Here is a 12,773-nt window from a genome sequence, read left to right as displayed (position 1 = left end):
GGGAGCGGAAATCGCGGGGAGTGGACGGCGCGCCGCGGGGCTGAACCGGGGGTGTTGCGCGTACCGCGCGGCGGCCTTACGTTCGCTTCAGAGCGCTGGACTGGAGGGGAGCGGCTGGATCGCCGCGCCCTTTCGCACGTGTCGCGGTCCGAAGGAGGTGGGTCCATGAAGATTTGCGATCCGCACAGCGAAGCCGCGCCCCAACGACGCTCCATCCGGAACGCCCCGTAGCCTGCATGCTGCGAGGCGTTTTCTGTATCATCCACCCAGGGAGGTCGGGATGCTCGATTCCGGAATGATCAACAAGATCCAGAAGGCCAAGCAGTACGCATCGGAGCCCGAGCGGATCCACTTCGAGAGCCTCCGCGCGGCGATCGACGGCAACAACGGCAACCACCAGGTGGAGTTCACGGACGGGCACTGGCGCTGCGACTGCGACTACTTCTCGCACCACCGCGTGTGCAGCCACACCATGGCGATGGAGCGCGTGCTGGGGAAGATGGCCCCGGCGGAGGTCGCGGAGATCCCGGCGGTCTGAGAACGGCATCTGAGCGGAACAGCATCTCACACTGAGACACAGAGGGTACGGAGAGAACAGAAGAGGAATTCTTTGTGGCTTGCAGTTCCGTCTGTGTGATGATTTCTCGCCCCCGGCAACGGCAGAGGCCCCCGCGATCTGAACATCGCGGGGGCCTCGCTCGTTCAGGAAGGAAGCCTAGTCAGCGCGCCGGTGGGTTGGGAACGATGACGAGGGTGTACTTGCGCACCTTGCTCCCCCGGCGGATGCGGAGGGCGAAGCGCTGGCCCACGTGCGTGATGCGCGTGGCTCTCGGCTCGCGGGCGTCCACGCCATTGGCCGAAAGGATCCGGTCTCCCTGGCGAATTCCGAGGCGCGCCGCGGGGGTGCCGGCATACACCTCATGCACCAGTGGGTAGTCCGCCCACCGGAAGCCACCGCTCGCGAGCGGCTGAGGCCTCACACTCAGCCCCAGCCCCGTCGTCGCGGGCACTGGCGAAGGTGAGCTTACCACCGAGTCGTCCGATATCGCCACGCCCGACACGTGGGGAGCACCTCCCGTCTGCGCGTGCAGCGACGCCGATGCGGTGACGAGCAGGGCGGCGCTGATGAATACCACTGAATTCGTACGCTGTTACCGGGTTCGGGGTGGAGGTGGAGAGGGCGGCCGCACAGGTCGAGCGTCAACGCGCACGCGTTGCGTCCGAACTGACTTCCCGAACATCGAGACGAGCTCGTCCTCGCGCGGGGAGCCGAGGCAAGCTGTTCGTTGATGAGTCGCGTCTGCAACGGCGGACGGTGTGTGTGCCCCCTGCCCCACCGCGGAAATCCCGGCGCCGTTATGTCACTGCGCGGAGGGACACCGCATCTCGTAGTTGACTCGTCCCCGACTCCGCCTGTCACCGAAGCCGAGAAATTTCCGGTCAGGGTCCGACTCGGCAGAGACACGAAACAAAAGCGCGGTGCGGGCCTGCAGCGGGATGACTCGGGAACCGGGTGGAACCGTGGCCAGGAACACGCCACCGGTGGTGTATGCGTCCACCGGGCGGGTCGTGTTGTTGCGCACTACCGCCACACACTCCGCGCCGACACTCCGTCCAGCTGACGCACAGGCCGAAGCAGCGAAGACCGCTACAGCCGAAACCGCGCACTTTTGGAACATCAGCTTCATGCCTGGATGCGATCGCATGGTTCCTCCATCGAGGACTCAGAGTACCCGGCGTGTCTGCTGCAAAAGGTACCGCCGTGCATGCGTGTTGCCAACGATTTCGTTATCAGAGCAGCTGCCAGAAGCACGAAAGCCGCCCCCGGGAAGGAGGCGGCTTTTCGATATAAGTAGCAGGGGGGGGACTCGAACCCCCGACCTTACGATTATGAGTCGTACGCTCTAACCAGCTGAGCTACCCTGCCACTGCGAAGGGCCGGTCCGTGAGGACCGGCCCTCCGGTCGGGCATAGCGGGGGCGGGATTTGAACCCGCGACCTTCGGGTTATGAGCCCGACGAGCTACCAGGCTGCTCCACCCCGCGATCAGTGCACCCAATGTACTGTCGAAGGGCTGGATCGTCAAGGCCCCGCGGGTGCCTTCGCGGCCGAGTCCACGGGGACGAAGCGGTACAGCAGCTCGCCGTCGCGGATCATCCCGAAGCGCTCCCGCGCGATGCGCTCCACCGCCGAGTCCTGCCGCTCCAGCCGCACGGAAAGCTGGCGGAGCGAGTCCACCCCGGCGCGCGTGGCGGCGAGCTGCTCCTCGGCGGCGACGCGCTCGCGGCGCAGGCGCACCAGGTCCCACGCGGAGTACTCGCCCCCCCAGAGGGCGTAGTATCCGGCCACCGCGAGCGCGCCTCCGGCCAGCAGGCGGCGCGCCGCGCGCGGGCTCAGCGCCACAGCGTCCTGCCGGGGTAGCGGGCGGCGGAGCCCAGCTCTTCCTCGATGCGGAGGAGCTGGTTGTACTTGGCCACCCGGTCCGTGCGCGACGCGCTCCCCGTCTTGATCTGCCCCACCCCCGTCGCCACCGCCAGATCGGCGATGAAGGTGTCCTCCGTCTCGCCCGAGCGGTGGCTCATGACGGCGCGGTAGCCGGCACCGCGCGCCATCTCGATCGCCTCAAGCGTCTCGGTGAGGGTACCGATCTGGTTGACCTTGATGAGGATGCAGTTGGCGATCCCCTGCTCGATCCCCCGCGCCAGCCGCTCGGTGTTGGTGACGAAGAGGTCGTCGCCCACCAGCTGCGCCTTCTTGCCGATGGCGTCGGTCAGCAGCTTCCACCCGTCCCAATCGTTCTCGTCGAGCGCGTCCTCGATGGAGCGGATGGGGTAGCGCTCGGCCCACTCCGCGTAGAAGCTCACCATCTCCTGCGAGGTGCGGCGCTCGTTGGTCGACTTGTGGAAGACGTAGGCGCCATCACGATGGAGCTCGGATGCGGCCACGTCCAGCGCGAGCACCACGTCGTCGCCGGCCCTGTAGCCGGCCTGCTCGATCGCGGTGAGGATCACGTCCAGCGCTTCCTCGTTGCTCGCCAGGTCCGGCGCGAAGCCGCCCTCGTCGCCCACGCCGGTCGACTTCTTCTGGGTCGTCAGCACCTTTTTGAGCGCGTGGAAGATCTCCGTCCCCATGCGCAGCCCTTCGGAGAACGAGTTGGCCCCCACCGGCATCACCATGAACTCCTGGAAGTCCACGTTGTTGGCCGCGTGCGCCCCGCCGTTGAGGATGTTCATCATCGGCACGGGGAGGATGTTGGCCAGCGGACCGCCCAGGTAGCGGTAGAGCGGGAGTCTGCACTCGGCCGCGGCGGCGCGCGCGGCGGCCAGCGAGACGGCCAGCAGCGCGTTGGCGCCCAGGCGGCCCTTGTTTGGCGTGTCGTCCAGCGCGATCATCGCGCGGTCGATCCCGGTCTGGTCGTAGGCGTCCATCCCGTGAAGCGCCTCCGCGATCTCGCCGTTCACGTTGCCGACGGCGCCGCGCACGCCCTTCCCCAGGTACCGCCCCTTGTCGCCGTCGCGCAGCTCCACGGCCTCGTGCTCGCCGGTGGATGCGCCGCTGGGCACCGCCGCGCGCCCGAATGCCCCGGAGGAAAGCACGACGTCGGCCTCGACGGTCGGGTTGCCGCGCGAGTCGAGGATCTCCCGCGCGCGGATCTTCTGGATGGTCGCCATGGATGCCGGAAGTGGTTCTGCTGGAATGGTCTTCGGGAAGCGCGGCGGAACGTAGGGACGGCGGTGCAAGCTGTCAACGGAGGCGGGCCCTCACCCCCGCTCGTTCCTCGCTGCCCCCTCTCGGAACGGCAGGCTCCCGCACCGACTCGTAGGGGCGCGATCTATCGCGCCCACCCTAACCCTCACCTCGACCACCGCCCATCCCACCGTCACCGGTAAAGGCAGACCTGCGTGTCTGCCCTCCCTCGCCCCGACTTCGATCCTTGTCCCTCCACACCGAAACCTCGTCGGGGCCGCCCCACGTGGCTGCCCGTGCCTGCCTCCCCGCCGGCTTCCGCGTTACCGCGCCGGCGGCAGATCCAACGTGATTCCCGGCAGGCCAAGGTCGCTGGTTTCCGCAGGCCTGTCGCACAACGCGGACGGCAACGCTTCGGCCACGTCGCGCGGGATCAGGCCCCTGCCGCGGCCCGCGATCTCGGCGGCGCGGCCGGCGTGGAAGAGGGCCAGCGCGGCCGCCTCGCGCGGGGCGGCACCGACTGCGACGAGGGCGCCCGCGATTCCGCTCAGCACGTCGCCCATGCCGCCCGTGGCGATGCCGGAATGCCCCGCGACGTTGACCAGCGTCGGCGAGCCCGTTTCCGCGACGAGCGAGGGGGAGCCCTTGAGCAGCATTGTGCAGCGGAAGCGCTCGGCGGCTTCGGCGGCGGCGGCGAACGGGTCGGCGGTGATGGCGGAGATGGGGCGGTCCAGGAGGCGCCCCATCTCGCCCGGGTGCGGCGTCAGGAGGAGCGGTCGCTCGATCTCGTCCCGGAGCGCGGGGTTCCGCGCGAGGAGGGTGAGGGCGTCGGCGTCGAGGAGGAAGGGCGCCGCGCCGCGGCCGAGACGGCGCAGGAGGGCGAGCGAGTCGTCATCGGTGCCCATCCCCGGGCCCGCGACCACGGCATCAACCTCCGCGAAGCCGTCGGGGAGAGAGGCGCGGTCGAGGAAGAGGGCTTCGGGGAGCGAGCCCTGGATGATCGCGCGGTTGTCGTCGGGCGAGACCAGGATCGCGTAGCCCGCACCCGCCCGCAGCGCACCCATCCCCGCGAGCACCGCCGCGCCCGCCATCCCCCGCCGCCCCGCCACGATCAGGACGCGCCCCATTCCGCCCTTGTGCGCGTTGGCCGGAACGGCAGGGAGATGATGCGCGGACCAGCCAGGAGTAATCAGCTCCGCGCCCGCCTCGGCAAGCGGTGCGAATCCGACCTCCAACGCCACGATCCGTCCCGCGTGCTCACGGCCGGGAAAGAGGAGGAGGCCGCGCTTGGGAGCGCCAAAGGTGACGGTGACGGCGGCGCGAATCGCGGGTCCAGGCGCGGCGCCGGTGGTCAGATCGACCCCCGAAGGACCGTCCAGCGCCACGACGGGGACGCCGCTGCGCCCGATCGCGTCGATGGCGGCGGCTTCGGGCTCGCGGGGAGCACCGCGCGCGCCGGTGCCGAGCAGCCCATCCACCACCACGGCGGCCCCGGACAGCGCGGCAGACAGCTGGCCCGCGGGGCGGATTTCCATCTCCCAGCCGTGCAGGAGCGAGAGGTCGGGCGGGCGCTTGCCCACGGCGACGGCCACCACCTCGCGCCCCCACGCGCGTAGCGTGCGCGCGACGACCAGCGCATCGCCGCCGTTGTTGCCGGCGCCGACGACCGCAACCACCCGTCCCGCGGGGCAGAGGCGCTGCACGATGGCGGCGACGGAGCGGCCCGCGCTTTCCATCAGCACCGCTTCGGCGATCCCGATCTGGCGGATGGAGTGCGCATCCCACGCGCGCATCTCGTCCGCGGCGAGCACGGGGACGCGCACGCCGGCGAAGAAGGGTGTGGGCATGTATGAGGAGGCGGGCGGGCTGCGCTACTTGTAGCTCTGGCCGATGGTGCGGCCGAAGCTGATCTCGCCGTTGTCAATGCGGATGTTGAAGCCGCACTCCGGGTTCGTGCAGACCCAGGCCTTGTAGGTGATCGGCGCGCCGTCGCGGCCGTAGTCGGACAGAGGAAGCAGCAGACCTGCGTTGCACTTCTGGCACTGCGGATACTCGCGAACGTCCGGCATGGCGCACCCCCTCCCCTTGCGTTTACCCCCTCTCCACCGGCGCCGACCCCGCCCCAGGCGGGCGGAAATCGCGCCGCAAGGCCTGTTCCAGGCTACGACGCGGCCAGAAGGGAGCGGCAGGGACGCCACGGATAGTTGTTCTCAAAGGCTTCCGCGAAGCAGAACACCCCATCGAACTCCCCGGGAGAGTCGCCGTCCTGCTTCACCAGGACGCCGCACTCCACCAGGGCGAAGACGATCTCGCCGAAGTCGCGCGTGCCGCGGATCCCCCAGAACTCCAGGACGTGGCGGGCCATGAGGCCGTATCGCTCCAGCGCCAGGTCGCGGCACCCCTCGGCCAGCTCGCGGCCGCTGATGTGGCGCGCCTCCCCCACCCGCTCGATGGTGAAGTGGAGGGCGGCGAGGACGAAGAGGTAAGCGGTGTCGTGGTACGCCGGGAATTGCTTCCGCAAGCGGTCCATGATGGGTTCCGCCAACACGGATCCCTCCATGCGCGACTCTCCCTCAGGGCGATGCCGTGGCGGACGCGGGCGCGGCCGGCGGAACGGGCGGGGCCTCCCCGCACGGCGGCGGGCGGCGGTGGAATGGCCGCCGTCCGCAGGAACGTCAGATGAATACGCCGCTCAACTGCCCGCGTTCCGAAAGAGCACACCCTGTCCTACGACGAGGGGCGCGACGACGCCCGCGGTGGTCTCCGTAAGCTCTTCGCGGAGCGTGGCTTCCGCCCCCGCGGGGACGCTCATCTCCACCGTCCCCGCGTTCCCCTCGGGGGCATAACCGTGCTCCACCTCCGCGGCGCCGGCCCGTTCCAGCGCCCGCATCACCGCTGAGGTGTGCTCGTACGGATAGCGCAGGGTGAGGCGCACAGCGACGGTCCCCACGCGGCGCGGCGCGGCGGCGAGCGCCTCGGCGGCCGCGTCACCGTAGGCGCGCACCAGTCCGCCCACGCCCAGCTTGGTGCCGCCGTAGTAGCGGGTGACGATCACGATGCAGTCCGTCACCCCCGCGCCGTCGATGGCGGCCAGGATCGGCGCGCCGGCGCTCCCGGAGGGCTCCCCCGCGTCGTTGGCGCGGTGGGTCCCGCCTCGCATCCTCCACGCGTTGCAGTGGTGCGTGGCGTCCCACATCTCGCGCTCGCGCGCCGCCAGACGCGCGCGGGCCTCCGCCTCGTCCGCCGCGGGCGCCGCCAGCGCGAAAAAGGTGGAGCCTTTGACGCGGGTCTGCGCCACGCCTTCGCCCGCTAGGGTCAGGAACGAGTCAGCGGCCATGAGAAAAGCATCACACAGAGACGCAGAGTGGACTACAAGGGCACAGAGACTCCCTCCTGCTTTTCTCTCGGTTTCCTCTGTGTCTCTGTGTGAGAAATGCAGTTCCGTGAAACAGGAAGCGCGCGAACCGTGGCTCGCGCGCTTCCTGAAAGATCAAGCCTGGCGAGGCGCTACAGCCAGGTGCGCGCCGCGAGGGCAACCACGAGCACGCCCAGCACGCTCATGAAGTCGAGGCGGAACACCACGGGCCCGAGCGTGATGCCGAACGCCACCAGGTCCACCACCAGCGGCCCGAAGGCGGCCGATACGGAGGTGGTGAAAAAGGTTCGCGCCGTGCTGTCCGGCGTGAAGCGGACGACCAGCTCCGAGAGGAGCGCTCCCAGGATCATCCCCATCAGCACCACCAGGAGCAGGCGCCCCGCGCGCCGGCGTGTCACCACGTTCATCTCACCTCTCCCCGACCCCCGTGAACGGTTGCACCACTCGGACCCCGCGCCCACGCTGGCAAATGCGGTGCCGTCAACGGCGCCGCTCCACCGCGTGGGCGATGCTCGCCCGCAGCGCGTCGAGCGCGGGACCCTCCGGCAGCCCCTCCAGCGCCTCCTCCGCGCGCGCCGCGCACTCCAGCGCCGCCTGGCGCGCGTAGTCCAGCCCGCCGTGCGCGCCCACCAACTCCACCACCCGCGCGATCTGCTCGTCGGTGGGCTCCGCGGCGCCGAAGAGCTCCTCCACGTCGCCCTGCTCCGCCGCGGAGAGCCGCGGCAGAGTGGCGATCAGCGGCAGCGTCACCTTGTGCTCGCGCAGGTCCAGCCCGCTCGGCTTCCCGGTCTGCTCCGAGTCGGCCGTGTAGTCCAGCAGGTCGTCCGCGATCTGGAAGGCGAGCCCCAGCTCACGCCCAAACGTGCGAAGCTGCTCGCGGTGCTCCGGGGCGCCCGTGAGCGCGCCCAGCTCGCACGCGGCCGCCATCAGCGAGGCCGTCTTGCTGTCGATGAGCCGGTAGTAGTCCGCCTCGCTGAAGTCCAGCGCGTCGTGCGAGGAGAGCTGCCGCATCTCCCCCACCGTCATCGCGTTGGCCGCGTCGGCCAGGACGCGGATCGGCTCGATCTCGCCCAGCCGCGTGATCTCGGTGATGGAGCGCGAGTACAGGTAGTCGCCCATGATGATGGCGACCTGGTGGCTCCAGAGGGCGTTGACCGTGGGCATCCCGCGGCGCAGCACCGAGTGGTCCACCGCGTCGTCGTGCACCAGCGTGGCCAGGTGCACCAGCTCCACGATGGCCGCCAGCGTCTCGGCGCGCTCGGAGGGACGCCCCTCCAGCTCGTCGCACAGCAGGAGGAGCCCCGGGCGGAAGAGCTTCCCGCGGATCTTGGCGAGGTACGCGTTGACCTCCTCCACGGGAGCGAAGTCCGAGACGACGATGCGCCGGATCTCGTCCACCACGGCGTCGAGCCGTTCGCGGATGGGGGCCTGGACGTCGGAAAGGCGGGGCGGTGCCGTGCGCAGCGTCATGCCTGTGTGAGCCCTGGATTTACCTGCCGGAACGCGGCAACCTAACCGCGGCGCACGGTGGTGTCAAAAACCCGGCGCCCGCCCGGCGCCACGCAGCGCATCCGCGCGCCCCGCCGCGTCGCGAAAGCGGATGTCCACCGAGAGGACGCGCTCGTACAGCTCCACCGCCTGCGCGGAGTTCCCAAGCGCCTCATGGCTGCGGCCGAGGAGGTAGAGCACGCCCACCAGCTCCGCGTCGGCCACGCTGGGAAGGCGCAGGGCGCGCTCCAGCACGCGGGTCGCGACCGGGTACTGCGCCTTCTCGACGAAGCACTGCCCCAGCACCTCCAGCGTGGCCAGCGGGTTGGCCCCGCCGCGCAGCGCCACCTGGAACTCGGCGATCGCCTCGTCGATCAGCCCCATCTCCTTGAAGGCGAGCCCCAGGTCGTAGTGGCTGGCGGAGTCCTCGGCCTCGATGTTCTCCGCGACCTTTTGGCGGAAGTGGGCCAGCATGTCCGCGAAGTCACGATCCTCGTCGCCCGTGGGCTCCTTTTCCTCGACGATGAAGCGCGTAGTCGGTGCACGCTCGTCGTCGTCACCCAGGATGAGCGCGCCCAGGTCCACGTACTCGTTCGCGGGGGCGGACGGGGGCGGCGGAGGAGGAGGCGGGGGTGGAGGCGCGGCGGTCCGGGCGCGGCGCGCGGCGTCGTCCATTGCCTCCAGCGCGCCGCGGGCTTCGGGGTTGTACGCCTCGATCTCCAGCACCCGCCCGTAGACGGCGCGCGCCTTGTCGCGCGAGCCGCCCGTCTCAAAGAAGCGGGCGAGCGCCAGGTACCCATCCACCATCGCCGAGCGATCGCCGGACCTGAAGGCGTACTCCACCCGCTTCTGCAGGAGGTGCCCCTCGCCGGGGTTGAGGCGGATCAGCTGCGAGATCGGCCCCACCGCCTCGCCAAAAAGCCCGTGCGCGGCGAGCGCGCGGTGTGCCTCGTCCAGGATGCGCGGCACCTCGTCGTGCGCCCCGCGCTCGTGGAGGAGGTCGATCAGCGCGTCGCGCGCTTCTGCGTCCTCTGGATTCGTGGCCACGCGCGAGCGGAGCTGCTCCAGCCGGTCGCGCACGGGCGGCGCGGGCTCCGGCTCGAACGTCGGCAGCTCCACCGCCCCGAAGTCGCTCCCCATGTCGAGCATCGGGAGCGCGTCCTCGTCCTCGTCGTCGATCAGGGGAAGCGGCTCGCCGTCCTGCTCGTCCGGTACATCGAGGCTGACCTCGCCGTACGCGGCCGGGTCGGGCGCGGCGTCGAAGTCGAGCAGGGGGAGGTCGTCTTCCTCCTCGCGCGGCTCTTCCTGCACCGGCGCGGGCGCGGCGTCCGGGCGGCTGAAGTCCATCGAGACCTCCAGCCCCTCGATCGACGGCAGCTCCACCGGCCCGTCATCCGCGTCGATGGCGGCGCCGATTTCGAAGCCGGCGGGCGTATCGGCGCGGGCGGGCGGCTCGGGAGCGGCGGGTTCGGCGACCTGGACGTTGCCGGTGTCGTACACGCCGAAGTCGTCGGACGCGGCGGCCTCGGTGGCCTGCGCCAACGGCTCGGTGCTGGCAAGGGCGTCGATCTCGCGGATCTGCGCGCGCACTGCATCGGCGGCTTCCGCGTCGCCGAGGCGGAGGAGCGGTCCGAGCAGCGTGCGCAGCTGCACCACCGCCTCGTTGCGCTCGCCGTGCGCCAGGAGCTGATCGGCCAGGAGGCGGCGGACCTCGGTGTCGTCGGGTGAAAGGTCGGCGAACTCCTTGAGCCCTTCGAACGACTCCTTGAGCTTCCCAGCGCGGCGCATCCGGTCCGCGTACTCTAGGAAGTTCTGGCGCGCGTCCGCCAGAAACCCTTTGGCCGCGCTGATCTGCCCCAGGCGGCGATATGTGTTGATGCGCCCCGGCACCAGCCGCAGGATCTTTCGGCAGAGCGCGATGGCGTTGTTGTACAGCCCCACCTCCACGTACGCGCTGACGGCCGCCTCGTACGCCTCCACCGCCCTGTCCGTCTCGTTGAGGCGGAGGTGCATGTCGCCGATGCGGTTCCACAGGGCGATGTCGACTTCGCCGCCCTCGGGGCTCTCCAGGATCTGGCGGTACGCGCCGATGGCCTCGCGCCACTGGTCCCGCTGCTCATAGGCGCGAGCCTGGTCCCTCAGCTTTCCGATGTTCGCCATGAGTTTGGGGCGGGAGACTCCTGCCACGAAGCGTAGTACGTGTGACCGGCGAAGATAGCGCGCGGCGCAAGGGTTTGCCAACTGAGGGGCTGTGGCGAGTGAACTCGCTGCAACAACAGCACAAAGTCCGCCTGCGCGGACTCGGGGAGGAGATCCGTCCGTATCCCATAATCCCCGCGCCGCCGCCGCACCGTAGGGGCGCGATTCATCGCGCCCACCCCTCGACCTTTGCGTGACGTGCAGATCCCGTAGGGCAGACCCACGTGTCTGCCCGTGCCATGGGACCGTGCCGTAGCCGGCTTCCAGGCAAATGAATTCGCCGCTGTAACCACACGAAGTCCGCCTCCGCGGACTCCGGTCCAACGCCGCGCTTCTCCAGGCGGCTTCAGCCGCCTTCCCGTCGTTCCAGCCGGGGGATTTATCCCCCGGCGTTGCGGCGCCAATGCCCACCGCCCCGCACCAATCCCGCCCCCCGGAGCCTGCGAAGGCAGGCTTCCCGCGGTTGTTGCAGCGGTTTCAACCGCCGGACTCACCCCGCACTCACGCACTCACGCACTAACGCACTTCTTCCCCTCCCACCACCCGCACCCCCGCCTTCCACACCCCCGCCACCACCGGCGTCGCCAGCCGGTACGGGATCTCCCCCGCCGACCCGCAGCGCCAGAGCACCAGGTCCGCGGGAGCACCGGGGGTCAGCGTGCCGCGGCCATCCGTCAGCTCCAGCGCGGCGGCGCCGCCGGCGGTGGCGGCGCGGAGCGACTCGGCGGGCGACATCCCCATGCGCGAGCACGCCGCCGTCATCACGAATGGAAGGCTCGGCGTTGGCGAAGAACCCGGGTTGAAGTCCGTCGCCAGCGCCACCGTGGCGCCGGCGTCCAGCAATGTGCGTGCGGGGGCGAACTTCGGACGGCCCAGGAAGAAGAGCGTGGCCGGGAGAAGCGTCGCCACCGTGCGCGACCCGGCCAGCGCCGCGATCCCCGCTTCCGATACGTCGCCCAGGTGGTCGGCGGATGCGGCGCCCAGCTCCACGGCCAGTTCCGCACCCCCGCTCCCCTCCAGCTCGTCCGCGTGGATCTTGGGGCGCAGGCCGTGGTCGAGGCCCGCGCGCAGGATCCGCTCGCTCTGGGCGCGGTCGAAGACGCCGGGCTCCATGAACACGTCGCAGAAGCGCGCCAGATCCGCCTCCGCCACCGCCGGGATCATCTCCTCCACCAGCAGATCGACGTAGGCGTCGCGGCGCTCGCGGTACTCAGGCGGCACTTCGTGCGCACCGAGAAAAGTCGGCACCAGCTCGATCGGCTGCATGGAGGCCAGGCGGCGGATGGCGCGCAGCGTCTTCAGCTCGTCTTCCGTGGACAGCCCGTAGCCGCTCTTCACCTCGGCGGTCGTGATCCCGTTCGCCAGGAGGTCGCGCAGGCGCGGGAGGGCGAGCTCCACCAGCTCGTCCTCGCTGCGGGAGCGGAGGTCGCGCACGGAGGCGTTGATGCCGCCGCCGCGCCGCGCGATCTCCATGTACGGCACGCCCTGGCATCGGAGCGCGTACTCCTCCGTGCGCCAGCGGCCGAAGACGGCGTGCGTGTGCGAGTCCACCAGCCCCGGCGTCAGCGTGCCGCCCGCGCAGTCCACCTCCACCGCGCCGGGGTAGCGCGAGCGAAGCTCCGCCTCCGGACCCACCTCCGCGATCCGCCCGCCCGCCACCGCGACTGCGGCACCGCGGAGGGTGGCAGCGGGGTCCGCGTCGTCTGCCTGGCGCGGCGGACCGGAGCAGGCGGCAACTTCGGCAGCGCGCACGAAGAGGGTCAGAGTCCTCGGCTGAATTTTCACACTGCGTCTGGTTGCATTTCGTGGACCAATCTGCCTTCTTTCCCACCTAAAACCGCTTCAAGTGGTGGTTTACGTGGCACCCATCGAAAAGGAGAACGGCTCCTCCCTAGGTTGATGATGGGTATCCGTTACCCTCGTCGTAGCGACGCCAATGCCAGGCAAACTCAAGGTAAAGTACAAACGCTTATCCTCCCCAGCGCCAGCGCTGGGGAGGACGGCGTGGCGCCGTCTCACCCCT

General features: G+C 70.1%; 12 protein-coding genes and 2 tRNA genes. 1 reads left to right on the top strand and 13 read right to left on the bottom strand.

Annotated features, from left to right (window positions below):
• Positions 1 to 280 precede the first annotated feature (280 nt).
• On the top strand, positions 281 to 538 hold the full coding sequence (locus VF584_25240; protein HEX8213504.1) for a hypothetical protein: 258 nt from the start codon (positions 281 to 283) through the stop codon (positions 536 to 538).
• Between the two features lie 181 nt (positions 539 to 719).
• Here VF584_25240 and VF584_25235 read toward each other — a convergent pair whose 3' ends face one another.
• The 13 genes from VF584_25235 to hutI all read right to left on the bottom strand — a co-directional run bounded on the left by VF584_25235 (position 720) and on the right by hutI (position 12,502).
• A complete protein-coding gene (locus VF584_25235; GenBank protein HEX8213503.1) occupies positions 720 to 1,136 on the bottom strand; it encodes a PDZ domain-containing protein in 417 nt (138 codons plus the stop codon).
• 717 nt (positions 1,137 to 1,853) lie between these two features.
• Positions 1,854 to 1,927 (bottom strand) — tRNA-Met (locus tag VF584_25230).
• Positions 1,928 to 1,971: 44 nt separating this feature from the next.
• Positions 1,972 to 2,045: transfer RNA gene (locus VF584_25225), tRNA-Met, on the bottom strand.
• A gap of 37 nt (positions 2,046 to 2,082) precedes the next feature.
• Entirely contained in the window at positions 2,083 to 2,403 is a 321-nt protein-coding gene (locus VF584_25220; protein HEX8213502.1) for a septum formation initiator family protein, read from the bottom strand.
• Positions 2,394 to 3,671 (bottom strand): phosphopyruvate hydratase, encoded by a 1,278-nt coding sequence (gene eno, locus VF584_25215; protein ID HEX8213501.1) that lies wholly within the window; start codon positions 3,669 to 3,671, stop codon positions 2,394 to 2,396. Before eno ends, VF584_25220 begins: the two co-directional genes overlap by 10 nt.
• A 339-nt stretch (positions 3,672 to 4,010) precedes the next feature.
• Positions 4,011 to 5,534 (bottom strand): NAD(P)H-hydrate dehydratase, encoded by a 1,524-nt coding sequence (locus VF584_25210; GenBank protein HEX8213500.1) that lies wholly within the window; start codon positions 5,532 to 5,534, stop codon positions 4,011 to 4,013.
• A 24-nt stretch (positions 5,535 to 5,558) separates the two neighbouring features.
• Positions 5,559 to 5,756, bottom strand: coding sequence for a hypothetical protein (locus VF584_25205; protein HEX8213499.1), 198 nt, complete (start codon positions 5,754 to 5,756; stop codon positions 5,559 to 5,561).
• Positions 5,757 to 5,848: 92 nt separating this feature from the next.
• Positions 5,849 to 6,217, bottom strand: coding sequence for a Minf_1886 family protein (locus tag VF584_25200; protein ID HEX8213498.1), 369 nt, complete (start codon positions 6,215 to 6,217; stop codon positions 5,849 to 5,851).
• Between the two features lie 162 nt (positions 6,218 to 6,379).
• Positions 6,380 to 7,024 carry a YigZ family protein gene (locus tag VF584_25195; protein ID HEX8213497.1) on the bottom strand — a complete coding sequence of 215 codons (645 nt, stop codon included), beginning with the start codon at positions 7,022 to 7,024 and terminating at the stop codon, positions 6,380 to 6,382.
• 170 nt (positions 7,025 to 7,194) lie between these two features.
• Positions 7,195 to 7,470: a hypothetical protein gene (locus VF584_25190; GenBank protein HEX8213496.1), complete on the bottom strand. Its 276-nt coding sequence runs from the start codon at positions 7,468 to 7,470 to the stop codon at positions 7,195 to 7,197.
• A 73-nt stretch (positions 7,471 to 7,543) separates the two neighbouring features.
• Positions 7,544 to 8,533: a polyprenyl synthetase family protein gene (locus VF584_25185; GenBank protein ID HEX8213495.1), complete on the bottom strand. Its 990-nt coding sequence runs from the start codon at positions 8,531 to 8,533 to the stop codon at positions 7,544 to 7,546.
• Positions 8,534 to 8,596: 63 nt separating this feature from the next.
• Positions 8,597 to 10,711, bottom strand: a complete 2,115-nt coding sequence (locus VF584_25180) for a tetratricopeptide repeat protein (protein ID HEX8213494.1) — start codon at positions 10,709 to 10,711, stop codon at positions 8,597 to 8,599.
• 555 nt (positions 10,712 to 11,266) lie between these two features.
• Positions 11,267 to 12,502, bottom strand: coding sequence for an imidazolonepropionase (gene hutI, locus VF584_25175; protein HEX8213493.1), 1,236 nt, complete (start codon positions 12,500 to 12,502; stop codon positions 11,267 to 11,269).
• Positions 12,503 to 12,773: the final 271 nt, after the last annotated feature.

The sequence above is a fragment of the Longimicrobium sp. genome, from assembly GCA_036389135.1.
GTDB lineage: Bacteria > Gemmatimonadota > Gemmatimonadetes > Longimicrobiales > Longimicrobiaceae > Longimicrobium.
Note: the sequence above shows the minus strand (reverse complement) of the source record. Positions and strands in the feature narration are given on the sequence as shown.

Bases quoted from the DNA above. Each gene is read 5' to 3' on its own strand.
- VF584_25240 (HEX8213504.1), top strand. From the start codon at position 281: ATGCTCGATTCCGGAATGATCAACAAGATCCAGAAGGCCAAGCAGTAC.
- eno (HEX8213501.1), bottom strand. From the start codon at position 3,671: ATGGCGACCATCCAGAAGATCCGCGCGCGGGAGATCCTCGACTCGCGC.
- VF584_25210 (HEX8213500.1), bottom strand. From the start codon at position 5,534: ATGCCCACACCCTTCTTCGCCGGCGTGCGCGTCCCCGTGCTCGCCGCG.
- VF584_25205 (HEX8213499.1), bottom strand. From the start codon at position 5,756: ATGCCGGACGTTCGCGAGTATCCGCAGTGCCAGAAGTGCAACGCAGGT.
- VF584_25200 (HEX8213498.1), bottom strand. From the start codon at position 6,217: ATGGACCGCTTGCGGAAGCAATTCCCGGCGTACCACGACACCGCTTAC.
- VF584_25195 (HEX8213497.1), bottom strand. From the start codon at position 7,024: ATGGCCGCTGACTCGTTCCTGACCCTAGCGGGCGAAGGCGTGGCGCAG.
- VF584_25190 (HEX8213496.1), bottom strand. From the start codon at position 7,470: ATGAACGTGGTGACACGCCGGCGCGCGGGGCGCCTGCTCCTGGTGGTG.
- VF584_25185 (HEX8213495.1), bottom strand. From the start codon at position 8,533: ATGACGCTGCGCACGGCACCGCCCCGCCTTTCCGACGTCCAGGCCCCC.
- VF584_25180 (HEX8213494.1), bottom strand. From the start codon at position 10,711: ATGGCGAACATCGGAAAGCTGAGGGACCAGGCTCGCGCCTATGAGCAG.